The sequence below is a fragment of the Anaerovirgula multivorans genome, from assembly GCF_900188145.1.
GTDB classification, from domain to species: domain Bacteria; phylum Bacillota; class Clostridia; order Peptostreptococcales; family Natronincolaceae; genus Anaerovirgula; species Anaerovirgula multivorans.
Genome location: NZ_FZOJ01000019.1, coordinates 22,463 through 38,515, shown reverse-complemented (window position 1 = coordinate 38,515; position 16,053 = coordinate 22,463). Strand labels below are relative to the sequence as shown.

The 16,053-nt window shown below is 34.0% G+C and carries 13 protein-coding genes; 11 read left to right on the top strand and 2 right to left on the bottom strand.

What is annotated here, in order from left to right; genetic code table 11:
* Positions 1–59: 59 nt before the first annotated feature.
* From CHB72_RS16685 to CHB72_RS16635, 11 genes are all read left to right on the top strand, one after another.
* Entirely contained in the window at positions 60–1,673 is a 1,614-nt protein-coding gene (locus CHB72_RS16685) for a glycoside hydrolase family 43 protein (RefSeq protein WP_089284008.1), read from the top strand.
* A gap of 109 nt (positions 1,674–1,782) precedes the next feature.
* A complete protein-coding gene (gene xylA, locus CHB72_RS16680) occupies positions 1,783–3,102 on the top strand; it encodes a xylose isomerase (protein WP_089284007.1) in 1,320 nt (439 codons plus the stop codon).
* A gap of 226 nt (positions 3,103–3,328) precedes the next feature.
* Positions 3,329–4,831, top strand: a complete 1,503-nt coding sequence (gene xylB / locus CHB72_RS16675; RefSeq protein ID WP_089284006.1) for a xylulokinase — start codon at positions 3,329–3,331, stop codon at positions 4,829–4,831.
* 240 nt (positions 4,832–5,071) lie between these two features.
* On the top strand, positions 5,072–5,722 hold the full coding sequence (locus tag CHB72_RS16670; protein ID WP_089284005.1) for a YesL family protein: 651 nt from the start codon (positions 5,072–5,074) through the stop codon (positions 5,720–5,722).
* Positions 5,723–6,054: 332 nt separating this feature from the next.
* On the top strand, positions 6,055–6,570 hold the full coding sequence (pssA, locus tag CHB72_RS16665) for a CDP-diacylglycerol--serine O-phosphatidyltransferase (RefSeq protein WP_242975166.1): 516 nt from the start codon (positions 6,055–6,057) through the stop codon (positions 6,568–6,570).
* Between the two features lie 159 nt (positions 6,571–6,729).
* Positions 6,730–7,281 (top strand): DUF6648 family protein, encoded by a 552-nt coding sequence (locus CHB72_RS16660; protein WP_089284004.1) that lies wholly within the window; start codon positions 6,730–6,732, stop codon positions 7,279–7,281.
* Between the two features lie 25 nt (positions 7,282–7,306).
* Entirely contained in the window at positions 7,307–8,071 is a 765-nt protein-coding gene (locus CHB72_RS16655) for a class I SAM-dependent methyltransferase (protein ID WP_089284003.1), read from the top strand.
* Positions 8,072–8,286: 215 nt separating this feature from the next.
* Positions 8,287–9,651, top strand: coding sequence for a 23S rRNA (uracil(1939)-C(5))-methyltransferase RlmD (rlmD, locus tag CHB72_RS16650; RefSeq protein ID WP_330397072.1), 1,365 nt, complete (start codon positions 8,287–8,289; stop codon positions 9,649–9,651).
* A gap of 232 nt (positions 9,652–9,883) precedes the next feature.
* Positions 9,884–12,241 (top strand): NlpC/P60 family protein, encoded by a 2,358-nt coding sequence (locus tag CHB72_RS16645; protein ID WP_089284002.1) that lies wholly within the window; start codon positions 9,884–9,886, stop codon positions 12,239–12,241.
* A 318-nt stretch (positions 12,242–12,559) separates the two neighbouring features.
* Positions 12,560–13,339, top strand: coding sequence for an RNA polymerase sigma factor (locus CHB72_RS16640; protein ID WP_089284001.1), 780 nt, complete (start codon positions 12,560–12,562; stop codon positions 13,337–13,339).
* Between the two features lie 89 nt (positions 13,340–13,428).
* Positions 13,429–13,761 carry a cupin domain-containing protein gene (locus CHB72_RS16635; RefSeq protein WP_089284000.1) on the top strand — a complete coding sequence of 111 codons (333 nt, stop codon included), beginning with the start codon at positions 13,429–13,431 and terminating at the stop codon, positions 13,759–13,761.
* Between the two features lie 184 nt (positions 13,762–13,945).
* Here CHB72_RS16635 and CHB72_RS16630 read toward each other — a convergent pair whose 3' ends face one another.
* Together CHB72_RS16630 and CHB72_RS16625 are read right to left on the bottom strand one after the other, a co-directional pair.
* Positions 13,946–14,836: a DUF3658 domain-containing protein gene (locus CHB72_RS16630; RefSeq protein ID WP_089283999.1), complete on the bottom strand. Its 891-nt coding sequence runs from the start codon at positions 14,834–14,836 to the stop codon at positions 13,946–13,948.
* A gap of 350 nt (positions 14,837–15,186) precedes the next feature.
* Complete coding sequence (locus CHB72_RS16625) at positions 15,187–15,906, bottom strand: lysophospholipid acyltransferase family protein (RefSeq protein WP_207652588.1); 720 nt, start codon at positions 15,904–15,906, stop codon at positions 15,187–15,189.
* Positions 15,907–16,053 lie beyond the last annotated feature (147 nt).

The following is a 16,053-nucleotide window of genomic DNA, read 5'->3' as shown; positions in this document are numbered from 1 at the left end:
TGAGTAGTTTGATAAAAAGCTTATAACAAAAAGAATGCTGTGTCTAGAGGGGGATATAAATGGCAACGATTCAAAATCCAATTTTAACAGGGTTTCATCCTGATCCAAGCATTTGTCGTGTAGGAGAAGATTATTATATTGCAGTTTCAACTTTTGAATGGTTCCCTGGAGTTGGGATTTATCATTCAAAAGATTTGAAAAATTGGCATTTAGCTGCGAGACCTTTAAATAGAATCAGTCAATTAAATATGATGGGTAACCCTGATTCTGGTGGGATCTGGGCACCTCAACTCTCCTATAGCGATGGGAAGTACTGGTTGATTTATACAGATGTAAAGGTTGTAGAAGGCCAGTGGAAAGATTGTCATAATTATCTAGTTAACTGTGAATCCATTGATGGTGAATGGTCTGATCCCATTTATTTAAACAGTTCCGGATTTGATCCATCCTTATTTCATGATGAAGACGGAAGAAAATACTTAGTAAACATGTTCTGGGATCACCGTGTTGGTAATCACAATTTTTATGGAATCGTACTTCAAGAGTATAACGTTGAAAAACAGAGACTTATTGGAAAAAAAGATATCATTTTCAAAGGAACTGATTTAAAGCTTACAGAAGCGCCTCATTTATATAAAATGAACGGGTATTATTACATTTTAACAGCAGAAGGTGGCACAAAATATGATCATGCGGCTACGATTGCTCGTTCTAAAGAGCTGTGGGGGCCATATGAAGTACATCCTGAAAATCCTTTGTTGACTTCATGGGCTTACCCTCGCAACCCGCTTCAAAAGTCTGGGCATGCTTCTATTGTAAAAACCCATACAGATGAATGGTTCTTAGTGCATTTAACTGGACGGCCATTGCCGAAGGAAGGTCAGCCTTTATTGGATCATCGGGGATACTGTCCACTTGGAAGAGAAACTGCAATTCAAAGAATGGAATGGAGAAATGATTGGCCTTATGTAGTGGGCGGTAATCAACCATCTCTTAAAATTGAAGGACCCAATATCGGAGAGGTGAAATGGGGGAGGGATTATGAGGAGAAAGATGATTTTGATACTGGAATTTTAAATCCTCATTTCCAAACATTACGTATCCCATTAGGTGAGAATATCCTTGCATTAAAAGATAATCCTGGTCATTTGCGATTATATGGAAAGGAATCTCTTACATCAAAATTCACACAAGCTTTTGTAGCAAGGCGATGGCAGCATTTTAACTTTAGTGCGGAGACAAAAGTTGCCTTTAATCCAGAGTCCTTTCAGCAATCGGCAGGGTTAGTAAATTATTATAATACACAGAACTGGACATCACTTCAAATTACATGGCATGAAGATAAAGGAAGAATCCTTGAACTCATGACCTGTGATAACTTTATATTTAATCAACCTCTCATAGGAAAAGAGGTTGTTATACCAGACTATGTTGACTATGTGTATCTTCGTGTTGAAGTGAATACAAGTACTTATCGGTATGCATACTCTTTTGATGGTAACAACTGGACAACAATTCCTGTAATATTTTATTCCTACAAGCTTTCAGATGACTATATTCAAGGAGGCGGATTCTTTACTGGGGCATTTGTAGGTATGCAGTGTCAGGATACTTCAGGAGGAAATCAATATGCCGATTTTGATTACTTCATTTATAAAGAAGAAAGAGAATAAGAGGAAAAAGTAGATGGCCCAAATCTTTGATTTGGTGGCAGTCACTTTCACAGGACGCAATAAGTTTTACAAATCTATAAATTAGTTATCAAAATTGGAGGCGTTTATAATGAGCTATTTTAAAAACATTAACAAAGTAACATTCGAGGGCCCTAATTCAACAAATCCCTTTGCTTTTAAATATTATAATCCAGAAGAAATGATTGATGGTAAAAGAATGGAAGAATTCATGCGTTTCTCTATAGCATACTGGCACACATTTGTTGCAGACGGTGGAGATCCTTTTGGAGAAGGAACAATGATTCGTCCTTGGGATAAGTATATTGGGATGGATTTAGCTAAAGCCAGAGTTGAAGCAGCATTTGAATTGTTTGAAAAATTAAATGTTCCTTTTTTCTGCTTCCACGATGTGGATATTGCTCCAGAAGGAAACAATCTTAAAGAAACCTATGAGAATTTAGATGCAATTGTTGCAATGATTAAAGAATATATGAAGACAAGTAAAACAAAATTGTTATGGAATACAGCAAATATGTTTTCTCATTCACGATGGTTGCATGGTGCAGCTACTTCGCCAAATGCTGATGTATATGCATATGCAGCTGCAAAAGTTAAAAAGGGCTTGGAAATTGGTAAAGAGCTTGGTGCAGAAAACTATGTATTTTGGGGTGGTCGTGAAGGCTATGAGACACTTCTAAATACAAACATGAAGCTTGAGCTTGATAACCTAGGACGTTTTTATCATATGGCTAAAGATTATGCAAAAGAAATTGGTTCGGATGCTCAATTCTTAATTGAACCAAAACCAAAGGAGCCAACTAAACATCAATATGACTTTGATGTAGCAACTGGTTTGACATTTTTACAATCCTATGATTTAGCAGATTGCTTCAAATTCAATATTGAAGCAAATCATGCTACTTTAGCCGGTCATACCTTTGAACATGAGTTGCATGTAGCTCGTATTAACGGAATGTTGGGTTCAGTAGATGCTAATCAAGGGGATACGTTATTAGGCTGGGATACTGATGAGTTCCCTACTGATTTATATTCTACTACATTAGCAATGTATGAGATCTTGAAAAATGAAGGGTTTGGAACAGGTGGACTTAATTTTGATGCAAAAGTAAGAAGAGGTTCATTTGATCCAGAAGATTTATTCCATGCACACATTGCAGGTATGGATGCATTTGCAATCGGAACTAAGGTTGCTCAACGTTTAATAGAAGATAAAGTGCTAGATAACTTTGTTGATGAACGTTATAATAGCTTTAAAGAAGGAATTGGTCTTGAGGTGGTCGAAGGAAGGGCAAATTTTCATGAGCTAGAGAAATATGCATTGCAGCTTGGTGAGATTGAAAATAAATCAGGTAGACAAGAAAAATTAAAAGGGATTATAAATAAATATTTACTGGAAGCATACTTATAGAGATACGTCTTTAGATTTAAATTTTAATATCCACGGTCTACGGTTTCGCCCTTGTCTAAAAGACGTAGACAAGGACTGCAAATGTAGCCCTTAGTATATTGAAACTTAAAAGCACGTGCCTATAAGTGTTAATGCTTAATCCTAATACAAATAGGTAATTTTTAAAAAGTTAAAGAATCTATTTTATTGTTAAAATGAACAAGTCTTATAAAAAGGGGAATCATTTATGAAATATGTGATTGGTGTAGACCTCGGTACAAGTGCTGTAAAAGTATTATTGATGAATCAAGAAGGAAAGGTATGTCATAAGGTCTCAAAGGTATATCCTTTAATTCAAGAGAAATCTGGATATAGTGAGCAAGATCCCAAGGAATGGGTAGAAAAGACAACTGCGGCTTTGAAGGAATTAGTGGATCAATTTGATGCAGATAAAGCTAATATCGAAGGAATTAGCTTTTCAGGTCAAATGCATGGTCTTGTGCTATTAGATAAAGAAAATAGTGTGTTGCGAAACGCAATGCTTTGGAATGATACTAGAACAACAGAGCAGTGTCAACAAATTTACGATGTTGTCGGTGAAGAGCGACTCTTGCAAATAACAAAAAATCTTGCTTTAGAAGGGTTTACGTTACCGAAGCTTTTATGGCTTAAGAAGTATGAACCTGAGGTTCTTGAAAAGGCTGCTGTATTTATGCTGCCGAAGGATTATTTGCGATATGCAATGACCGGGCAGATTGATAGCGAATATTCAGATGCTGCTGGGACATTAATGTTAAATGTTGGTGAGAAAAAATGGAGCAAAGAGCTTTGTGAGCTTTTAGGGATAGACTCAAAGCTTTGCCCACCGTTAGTAGCATCCCATGAATGCGTAGGAACAATCACTGAACACTTTGCAAAGTTAACTGGGTTAGCCTCTACAACAAAAGTCTTTGCTGGTGGAGCAGATAATGCTTGTGGTGCAATTGGTTCCGGCATTCTTTCAGAAGGGAAAACATTATGTAGTATCGGAACGTCAGGTGTTGTTCTTTCATATGAAGAAAGAAATGATCGTGATTTTAGTGGAAAAGTTCATTATTTTAATCATGGCGAAGAAAAAGCTTTTTATACCATGGGCGTTACTTTAGCGGCTGGCTACAGTTTGAGTTGGTTTAAAGATACCTTTGCAAAGGAAGAAGCATTCGAAAAGCTTCTAGAGGGATTGGAGGATGTTCCTGTTGGGGCAAATGGATTGCTTTTTACCCCTTATTTAGTAGGAGAAAGAACCCCTTATGCTGATGCCACAATTCGAGCTAGCTTTATCGGAATGCAAGCATCCCATAAAAGGATTGACTTTGCCCGTGCGGTGATCGAAGGAATTACATTTTCATTGAATGAATCGATTGAAATTTTCAGAGAGAGTGGTAAAAAGATTGATACGATTATTTCAATCGGTGGTGGGGCAAAAAATGACACTTGGCTTCAAATTCAAGCAGATGTCTTTAATGCAACGATTATCAAGCTTTCTAGTGAACAAGGACCAGCAGTTGGAGCGGCAATGCTTGCAGCCTATGGTTGCCAGTGGTATAAAAGCCTTCAACAATGTGCCAAGGTATTCACTACTGAAGCAAAAACATTTAGTCCGATTTTAAAGAATGTTGAAAAATATCAAGAAATCTTCCGCTTATATAAAGATGTTTATGTACAAACAAAAAAACTTAATGAAGGTTTAAAAGAATTCCGTAAAAATTAAATTTAAAAGGTGGATGACCAAGCAGCAAAAAGTCAGCTCATAAAGCAGGATTAACAAGGGCAGTGCTTATGGGACATCCATCTTTTGTTTTTTTGAGGAGAGATAGCTCTTAAACATCTTGGTTTTAGAAAAAAGAGGATTTTTGGGTATTTATCATACAAAATTGAGATGTTTTATTAGAATAGCTTATTAAATAGTTAGAAGGAGAGCATCAAATAAGATGAAAAGGAGTGTTGAAAAATGCAAGTAAGCAAGATATCTAATAAACTCTATCAAACATGTGAGTGGATTTGGCGCTTAGCTTATGTGAATCTTCTATGGATGTTTGCAACACTTGCAGGGTTAGTCGTATTTGGTCTATTACCAGCAACAGTAGCAATGTTTGCTGTTTTAAGTAAATGGGTGATGAAAGAACCAAATATTCCTATTTTTCCAACGTTTATAAGTACCTACAAAAAAGAATTTATAAAAGTAAATGTATTGGGCCTTATTTTTGCTGTTGTAGGGTATATTATTTATTTTAATCATATATTTTTAGGAACTGTAGATGGAACTATGCATACTGTTTTATTGGCTGGATTATTTTGTACGGTGTTTATTTATTTGATTACTCTATTTTTTATTTTTCCCGTTTATGTGCATTATGATCTTAAACTTTTCCAATATATTAAAGTAGCTTCTGTCATTGGAATCATTAATCCTTTGGCAATGATTACATTGGTGCTGAGTTTGGCGTTACTGTATCATCTCTTTTATTTCATTCCAGGATTAGTCCCTTTCTTTAGTGTTAGTATGACTGGATTAGTGATAATGTGGTGCGCGTCAACAACATTCTCAAGGATTGAAAAGAAGCAGGAGAAAATTTCATGTAAAGAAGGGTCGCTAGGTTAAGCGTAGCTTATCTTAAAAAGATAATCTCATCAACTTGTCGTTCGAGGGGAATACTCAACAATTAATACTTAAATCTTTCAGAAAATTTAAGTAATATTCATACAATATATTATAATGAAGAAATAATGGGTGTAGGATAAAAATAATAGACATAATAAGTAATATCACTTATACTGATAAAGTGCACTTGCTTTTAAATTATATGTTTTTTTCCAAATAAGACTATGAATTTTAAAGAAAATGAAGTAAAATAGTATAATAGAAGTTGATATAATTTAAACATATTCATATTATTTTTGCTATAAAATTAATAAGAATTGAGGTGAGAAAAAGTGAAGGTAAAAGCGCATATTCCAAATATGTTTACTTTTTTGAACTTAACTCTAGGAATCTTAGCAATAGTTAGCATAATAAACGAATCCTATACCATTTCAGCAGTTTTAATATTACTAGCTGCCTTCATGGACAGATTCGATGGACAATTGGCAAGAAAATTAGACGTTGAGAGTGAATTAGGGAAAGAACTGGACTCATTATGTGATTTAATATCTTTTGGGGTTGCACCTGCTGTTTTAATTTGGAGTTTTCTTTTAGTAGATTTTGGTGTTATAGGAATTGGTATCATGGTAATTTTCGCAGTATCAGGAGCATACCGATTGGCACGCTATAATATTATGGAATTTGAAGGCGTTTATATGGGAATACCTATTACCATGTGTGGAGGTATCTTGGCATTAATTACTTTATACTCCATTAACTACGAAATAAACACTCATTTTATAGGAATGATGGTGCTATTTTTATCATATTCTATGGTAAGTAAGAGAATTAAATTGAAGAAAAGATAAAGGCTCCTCGAAGGGAGTCTTTCTTTATAATCGATAGAAAATTATCAATCCAATGTAGTTGTAATAAGTCATCCTATAAATCTTACAAAGGAAGACTTTGTTATAACCAATAGGGTTTTCTCAAACAAGGATGAATAAGACATAATAGAGGGTGTTAAAATGAAATATACTCCAGGCGAAAACATATTTGATAAGTTTTTTCAACAAAGACAAAGCTTAATACAACAATTTAAAAAGGGTGATATTAGTAAAAAAGAATATATTGAGGAAAGCTACGCTTATATTCAACGAATGAACATAAAGCCATTTAAGCGAGTTGATAACTTTAATAAGGCCATATATAATTATCAATTTTATAATATGATGGCAAAATATTGTTACTTAAAATCGAAGGAAATCAAAAAGTATGATAAGCATCCAGACATTTATAAGGAATACTTAGACAAAGTAAACTACTACTATCACAAGAAAGATCAATCCACTTTAAGGGCTATTGAACTATTAGATTTTTATGATGTTGAAGCCTACTACATAAAGGTAACATCCTCTAACTTAAGAGAAAACCTATTTGAAATTATTTTTAAAGATCATGAACAGGTTATTTTACACTCTAGAAGCGAATGGCTTTTAGATCGATTAAAAGAAGAGGGCGTATTTAAGGAAGGAATAAAAAAATCTTTAATAGAAAATTACATCAATGAAAAGTATTAATTGAAGAAACCAAAGGAGGGATATTATGTATAAGATTATCACTGCTGACAAATTTCTTTGGGAGGGAATTGATCTCCACGGCAAGAAGGTTTTGGAGGGGGGAACCAGTTGGGGTAATACTACAAGGCTCATTGCCAATAAAGTAGTTGAAAACAATTGGAGAACAGAATTAATTTCCGTTGATATTGACGATAGTCATTTTAATGAGATTGAAGGAGACATTAAAGATAGTTTTAGTAAATTAACCTTAAGAAAAGGGGATTTAAGCGACTTGCATTTTATTGCTTCTAGTTCTATAGATATAATTGTTTGTAATTATACGCTTTCCTCTGTAGAGCAATTTCCTTTAAGAGTAATGAAAGCACTAAAAGAATTTTATAGGGTGCTTAAAACAGATGGACAATTATTGATAACAGAAGAAATACCAATTTGGGCTGTTGACAGTGGGGATTATACCTATTGGTCAAAAAGACTGAGAATTATTAAGAGTATCAGTATCTTAAAGGCAATGCCTTCTTTCAATGAAATTCATCCCAATGATTTGGAAGAAGCCCTAAAAATAGTGGAGTTCAAAGACGTTCATTGGAGAGAATTTGATGAAAAAATCAATGCAGAGATGGCTACAAAATTTCTAGATAAGAGAAAACAAACTCTGATAAAAGCATCTAACGATTTAGAAAATAAGCACCTTAAAGATGGATTTGTAGAATTGACAGAGGCATTAGTAAAGGAATTCGAACAAACAAAAGAATTTTTAGCTCCTGCTTATATCTTAAAGGCAAGAAAATAGAAAGGTTTTGATTAAAAAGTTTATTTAGGATATAATATAGTGGCCAATCATTGTGGCAAGGTCACTATATTTTTTGGTTTTTGATACAAACTAATAAGAACTAGAATTACTAGCTATGAAAAAATGTCTCTATAAGGGAATATGATGCTAAGCGTGGATGACTCCGCTCTTAGTAAATATAGTTTAAAAGCATTTTGATAATAGGAGTGAAAAAAGTGGCAAAATTGAAAAGAAAAGAAATTGTAGAGTTTAAAATAAAAGACAGTGAGTTTGGTGGGAAAGGCTATGGGCATGTAGGAAATTACAAGGTAACTGTAAAACATGGTATACCAGGACAAGTAGTGAAGGCCTATGTAAAAAAAATAAAAAACAAAGAAGCAGAGGCACAAATACTTGAGATACTAGAAGACTCACCACTAGAAAATCAAGAAACCTGTCAGCATTTTGGGAAATGTGGTGGATGCTTTCAACAGGCAATAGCTTATGAAAAGCAGCTGGAGTTGAAAGAAAATCAAGTGAAAAGACTTTTCGATGAAGTAAATATAAAAGATTATCAATGGTTAGAAATAGAGGGTAGCCCTGAAGCCTTTGATTATAGAAATAAAATGGAATTCTCCTTTGGCGATGAAGAAAAGGGAGGCCCTTTAACCCTAGGAATGCATAAACGTGGCAGACATTATGATATTGTGACAGTGGATGCCTGTCGTATTATGGATGAGGATTTTAGGAAATTGCTTTCCCACATTTTAGAGTACTTCAGCAAAAAGAATGTGTCTTACTACAACTCCAGAAGACATGAAGGATATTTGAGACATCTAGTTATAAGGAAAGCTAGGTTTACAGAGGAAATTATGATAAACTTAGTAACAACTACTCAAAGCAAAGTAGACCTAAAGGATTTGACTGAAGACTTATTAAAATTGGATTTGCAGGGGAATATAGTTGGTTTTTTACATACATTCAATGACAATTTAGCAGATGTTGTTCAAAGCGATGAGACTCATATTTTATTTGGTCGAGATTATATCATAGAAAGACTATTGGGCTTACAATTCAAAATATCTGCCTTCTCTTTTTTTCAAACAAACTCTCAAGGTGCCGAAAAACTGTATTCTATTGTAAGAGATTTTGTGGGGAATGCACAAAATCAGATTGTTTTTGATTTGTATTGTGGTACAGGCACCATAGGACAAATCGTGGCTCCAAATGCTGAAAAGGTCATAGGAATTGAAATTGTTGAGGATGCTGTTAAAGCTGCTAGAGAAAATGCAACCCTTAATCAATTACATAACTGCACATTCATTGTTGGAGACGTAAAAGAGGAAGTAAGAAAGCTAACGGAGAAACCAGATATCATCATCATCGATCCTCCGAGGGCTGGAATTCATCCACAAGCGTTAAAGGATATCATAAGCTTTAATGCAGATAAAATCATTTATGTGTCGTGTAATCCTAAAACAATGGTACGGGATCTTACTGAATTAGAAGCTAGTGGCTATAAGGTAGGGAAAGTGAAGTGTATGGATATGTTTCCTCATACGCCTCATGTAGAAATTTGCGTACATTTGTCAAAGAAGTAAACAGGAGTATATATAACAGCGATATCTAAATTTTCAGCGATAATGCCCCCCTGAATTTTTCTCAATCGTTGTTTTTAGTATACAAAGTCTGTTAAAATTACTAAACGATCCCTCGTGGAAAGCACAGAAATGTTGAAATGGTCACCATGGATAAATCGCTACAGACTAATATTAGTACTTGTGGTGTCGATAGCTATCATAATTAATTAGTAAAGAAGAGGAGGATTTTAAAATGAACCAATTTAAAAAACTAAATGTCATAGGGTTAGTCCTATTGATTCTGTTAACTGTTAAAATCTCATCCTATGGTTATAATAATGAGACAGAAATTCAAACAGTTTTATTTGCAGAAAGTTTAATAGGCAAACCTTTTAAACAGGGCGGGAATACACCAGAAGAAGGATTTAATAGCACTGGGTTTATTCAGTATGTTTTTAGAGAGAAAGAAAATATAGTCCTCCCTGGATCGCCTTCACAGTTATGGAAACTAGGTGAACCTATAGAACGTAGTGAAATACAGCCTGGAGATGTTCTTTTCTTTGAAGGAAGCAGCAACCTAATACCAGCAATATACAAAGGAGATAATGTCATTATCGTTGTAGCAACTGATGAAGGTGTAGTAGAACGGAATATAGTAGAACATTCCTATTGGAGGGATCGGTATAATGGGGTAAGGCGCTACACAAATATAGCTAATGAATTAAATCCTGTAGCCGTAAAAGCCCTCGAATTAGTAGAATCTCCTTATGAACTTGGAGGTAATGATCCAAATGGTTTTGATCATTCAGGCTTTGTACAATACGTTTTTCGTGAAGTAAAAAAACTAGATTTTCCAAAAACATCGAACGAACAATGGCAAGTAGGTATGGAAGTAGATGCGATTGATATTGAATCTGGTGATGTACTATTCTTTCAAGGTAGCAGTGTACGACTACCAGGAATTTACATAGACAATGATATTTTTGTTATTGTCACAACTAACGGGGTTACTGTAATAGATCTAGAGACAAGTGATTATTGGAAAGCTAGATTTCTAGGAGCAAGGCGGTTTACTAAAACAATTATTGAGGACTCCCTTGTAAGCAATCCAATTGTACAAAAAGCTATGGACTTGCTTGGAACACCCTATAATCCAGATGGAAAATCACCAGCCGAGGGCTTTAACACGACCAATTTTGTACGTTATGTTTTTAAAGACACCTTTGACATACAATTATCTGTCTTTTCCGATAGAATCTATGAAGTAGGTGAATCTATTTCTAAAGAAGAACTTCAAGCAGGAGACTTAGTGTTTTTCCAAGGAAGCAGCCTTATACCTGGTATTTATAAAGGAAATGGTATATTTATAGTTCAGACGGTAACAGATGGAGTTGTGGAAAGGGATATTGAGAGTGAGTATTGGTCATCCATATATGAAGGGGCAAAACGATTTACAGAGTCAGATATATATTATCTTCAGCCTGAAAACTATAGGGAACATGATAATTTAGTGATTCGAGAAGCAATGAAATATCTAGAAACTCCTTATTTGTTAGGCGGTAATACCATTGATGGTTTTGACTGTTCTTATTTAATTCAGACAGCCTTTAGAGATACTAAAAAGATTTATTTGCCTCGCATAACTTATAATCAATATGAAGTAGGCGAAACTATCGATTATGAAAACAAGCGCCCTGGAGATGTAATTTATTTTTCAGGAACATGGCAGGAAGGGATATCGCATGCGGCAATTTACCTTGGAAATAATTATATGATTCATGCTTCTGGTGACGAAGGTATGACTACAATCAGTTATTTAGGACAATATTGGATGAATCATTATACAGGAGTAAAACGCTTTGACTCCCTTAGTTTGAGGCTAGATTCTAAAATTGTTGAAGAAGCCTATAAAACTCTAGGTATACCTTACTTAGCAGGAGGAAATACAAAAGAAGGCTTTGATCACTCTGGGTTTTTACAATACGTTATGAAGGCAGGTTTAGATATTGATTTACCAAGATATTCATCTCAACAATGGGCTTTAGGAAATGAAATAGAAAGGGACGATTTAATGATTGGAGATGCCCTATTCTTCGAAGGCTCCAACATGGTGCTATTACCAGGATTATATATTGGAAATGAGCAGTTTATTATTGTAACAGAGTCTGAAGGTGTAGTAATTCGTCATCTTAATATATCAGATAGCTACTGGAGTACACGATATGTTGGTGCAAGACGATATGAAAAAATCGAAAATAACCATTCTGCTGTCATTAAGGCAAAAGAATATATAGATGCTTTATTTGAAGACTACACAACGGCACAATTTGTACAAAAGGTATTCTATGAAGCAACAGATATTCATTTACAATTACCCTCTAACGCCTATGAGCAATGGAATTTAGGTGAAACAATTTTGTCTGAAGCACTTAAAGAAGGAGATCTTATGTTTTTTAGAAGCAATCTATCCGAAGATATACCATCTATGGCAGGTATAAATGCAGGGGAAGGTTCATTTATTATACTTACAAGTACAGGGGTAAAAGAAAGAAACTTAAGATATCACGAGTATTGGAGCGAACGATACTTGGGAGCAAGACGATTGCTTTAAACAATATAGCAGTAATCTAACTAGGTCGAGGCAAAAGCCTCGGCTGTTTTTGGAGCAGACAAGGGGACAGGGACTCGTCTGACGGGGATGAACATGACATAATGTTGCTGAGGTGGTAGGATATGCCAAGGCAAGCACGAAAAAAAGAGTAAAACAGGAATTTATCATATGTAAGTACTAACTAAGATGTTTGATTCTTCATAAAGATAGTTGATTTTATAATAAGTAAAGAAATTTAAATATAAAAGAATCAAATGCTGAGATTTCAAGAGAAATCCAGAGATATATTTCAAAAATTGAGATAGGAGGATTTATTATATGGATTTTGGAAAAATATTTAAAGATTACAATAAATATATATATGCTTTCGCCTACAAATTAACAAACAATAAGGAACATGCTGAGGACTTAACACAAGAAACTTTCCTTAAAGCCTATGAGAAACTGAACCAATTACGAGAGCATGACTCAATGAAATATTGGTTAAGAAGTATTTGTTTTAATATACATTTAATAATTATCAGAAAACAGAATAATATAAAGGAGATGTCCTATGATGAACTTGAGCAACTTCATAAAGATGGAGATTTAATAACTATTGATAATTCATTACCAACCCTTGATGATGAAGTTATTGTAGATGAAACGATAAAAGATATTCAGAATGGTTGTTTTCTAACAATGGTACATAGGCTATCAAATAATCAACGAATAGTATTTTCACTTGTAGATATGTTTGGCTTAACAATTGAAGAATCAGCAAAGGTTATGGGTTTATCAGAGTCTGCAGTAAAAGCTTTGCTTTATAGAGCAAGGTTGAAATTGGATAAATTCTTCAGTGAAAATTGTAGCTTAGTTTTGGTGGAGAATCCATGTAACTGTAAGGCTTGGGCAGAATTTTCAGATCATAGAAACAAATTAAAAACAAGAGTGTCAAATAATAGAAGGAATAGTTTAAGGCAGAAGAGTGAGACTATGGGTTTTAATAATTTGGAAATAAGAAATAAATTGAGATATCTTTACGCAAAAATGCCAGATCATAAACCAAGCGTAGAATGGTATGAAGAGGTTTTAAGAGCAATAGAAAAATTTTTATAAAAATTAGTGTAAAAACACAACTTTGACTTATTTTTTGCATCTTATATATTGTAGGACAAAATAAATCATTGTTGAAGGAGCTGTATAATATGTCTAAGATTTTTCCAGAAGTAATTAAAAATTTACCAGAAGCTGATATCCCACTAGATGGAATCACTGCATTTTTATCCCAAGGAGATCAGCACCAGATTATATTTATGGAATTTGAAAAAGATGTTGATTTGCCAGAGCATGAACATGAAAGTCAATATGGTATAGTCCTTGAAGGTAAAATTGAATTAACTATTGATGGGGCAAAGAATACTTTTGTAAAAGGAGATAGGTATTATATTCCATCAGGTGTTAAACACTTTGGTAAGATTTTCGCAGGATATGCTGATATTACATTTTTTAATGAAAAAGGTAGATATTCAAAAAAATAGGGTAATTTGAAGACAAGGGGACAGGGACTTGTCTTACAAAGATAACAGCTTGTGAGAGTAACAGGGGTAAGTAAGTTTATGGTTGAAAAGGCATAACAGACAAACTCCTGTCCCTTTGTCTGCCTTGTCTAATGTGAGATTATGTTCATAAACTTTCCAACAAATTGAAATTTGTAAGTAACCTTTACACCTTTTTAAGTACTTGGCGATATATTTCTTTCTGTTTTTGTACTACCACTAGTTCACCTTGTTCTATCATCTTATTAATTCTTTTAGCATACCACCAGTCGCCAATTCCAAGAGGATGTTTCCCTAAAATATTTCCAATCAGACGTGCCATAATAAACTCGCCATCCGGAATCTCTTTTCTAATAATATGGTCATAGAAATCTTCTGGAACACCAATCACTTTACCATTTACAACAGCTCGCAAATTACTTTTTTCTTCTTTTAATTCAACCCAATCAAGTACAAAAGAGCGCATTTCACAACTAGATAACTCTTTCTCTAAAGGAAGAAATTTATAAAACTTTCCTGCATCTATTTCTCCCCAAGATGTATAAAATTGTATTTCATTATCCGAAATCTGCATATACTGTGGTAATTTTATAGCAGATACCTTGCAACCATATTCTCTCAAAAGATTACACACATAATAAAATCCGCACATAGAATATGGGGCATCACTATACCATAAACGAATATTTTTTCCTTGGGCTGCATAATTTTTCAAACGCCCTATTTCATCTAAATATTTTTTCCATGCCTTCTCTAAATCTTCTAAGGTACTTTTATCATCCCATCCATTTATGGTATACATATCCAAAATAAGTTTTTTTCTATACTCACTTTCAATCGGAACATTAATATCTCCAATATCCAGCATAAAAGGAATACAAAGCACTTCTGAGGAATTACCACCTACCGCCTTCCCGTCAAACATTTTATCAAACTCATCTTTGGTTGGTTTTTTTCCAAACCATGCTGTTGTTCCATTATTAAAATCAGGTTTTTGATAATTCTTTGCCATTTTCATGGCTCCGCCTTCACTCTCACCAAACATTACTTCTATCATAAAAGTCCTCCTTCAAATTCCTGGTTATCCGTGTGTTATATAAATTAACCTTACTCACGCAAAATTTCACATCTTCGTTTTCAAAATATTTTCTGATGTCTGCGTAATGTGTTTTATTTATTTTACTATACTCAAGACCATTAATACACATAATTTTTAAGAACTTTATACATCCCCTAAAACAACCCACCTTTCTCCGTCATAATCATCACATTTTTCCGTGGTTACATTCTGCTCATAGTAAACACCTTAGAAGAAAGCTTTGCTACCGTAAAACGTAGCAAGGCTTTCTTCTGTATTTTGAAATCAGAGATTCATCATAATTCCACTCACAGGTCATAAACTATGATTTAATGAGTATACTTTATTAAATTTTCCTTAATTATATTGTGAATCGTTACTGTTAGGTCACTGGTTTTTTCCGTCTGATAAGGATTAATTGCAGGAGAAATAATTACTTTGACATGGGCAGGTTGTATCCGATTATTATTACTTTCCATCATTTTATAGGAACCAATAATGGTTATAGGAATAATTGGAGTATTACTACGTGCAGCAATCTTTAAGCTTCCTGGTTTAAAGGGTGTCATCTCGTTACCCATACTGCGGCTCCCCTCTGGAAAGATTACCATGGATTGACCAGATTTTAGAATATCAATAGCTTGAGTCATTACCCTAAGTGATTGTCTAATATCCTTACGATCTATAAAAACACAGTCTATGACCTTCATCCATCTACTAATGATGGGCATTTTTTTTAGCTCTATTTTAGCAATAAAGCCGATAGGTCTTTGGAGATATCCCATTAGAATGGGGATATCAAAATTACCCTGATGGTTACTGGCGAATAGGACGGCTCCCTCTGAGGGAATATTTTCAATACCAGTTACTTCTATTTTACTACCTGAAAGTGCAATTAAAGATCTGGCCCAATTGGCAGTAAATTTATGGGCAAATTCTCTTCTTTCTTGAATAAGACCTTTTTTTACATAATAGTTTATTTTAGGATAATAAATAATACTAGCAATTGCATAAAGCCAAAAATATATCATCCAGATTAGTGTACGCACAATATAGCCCCCTCTTATTTTATGATACTTTTTCATCCTATCATAGTTGTTTTAAAATTAAAAGTTTGTGATAATTATTTGTATTTATCCATCTATTTTATCTTTTTAGAGATTTTCATTTTGTAGAAAAGATGCAAACATAGAATT

Coding starts and splice junctions, on each gene's coding strand:
- CHB72_RS16635 (WP_089284000.1), top strand. CDS start 13,429: ATGTCTAAGATTTTTCCAGAAGTAATTAAAAATTTACCAGAAGCTGAT.
- CHB72_RS16660 (WP_089284004.1), top strand. CDS start 6,730: ATGAAATATACTCCAGGCGAAAACATATTTGATAAGTTTTTTCAACAA.
- xylA (WP_089284007.1), top strand. CDS start 1,783: ATGAGCTATTTTAAAAACATTAACAAAGTAACATTCGAGGGCCCTAAT.
- CHB72_RS16670 (WP_089284005.1), top strand. CDS start 5,072: ATGCAAGTAAGCAAGATATCTAATAAACTCTATCAAACATGTGAGTGG.
- CHB72_RS16630 (WP_089283999.1), bottom strand. CDS start 14,836: ATGATAGAAGTAATGTTTGGTGAGAGTGAAGGCGGAGCCATGAAAATG.
- CHB72_RS16645 (WP_089284002.1), top strand. CDS start 9,884: ATGAACCAATTTAAAAAACTAAATGTCATAGGGTTAGTCCTATTGATT.
- CHB72_RS16640 (WP_089284001.1), top strand. CDS start 12,560: ATGGATTTTGGAAAAATATTTAAAGATTACAATAAATATATATATGCT.
- CHB72_RS16685 (WP_089284008.1), top strand. CDS start 60: ATGGCAACGATTCAAAATCCAATTTTAACAGGGTTTCATCCTGATCCA.
- xylB (WP_089284006.1), top strand. CDS start 3,329: ATGAAATATGTGATTGGTGTAGACCTCGGTACAAGTGCTGTAAAAGTA.
- CHB72_RS16655 (WP_089284003.1), top strand. CDS start 7,307: ATGTATAAGATTATCACTGCTGACAAATTTCTTTGGGAGGGAATTGAT.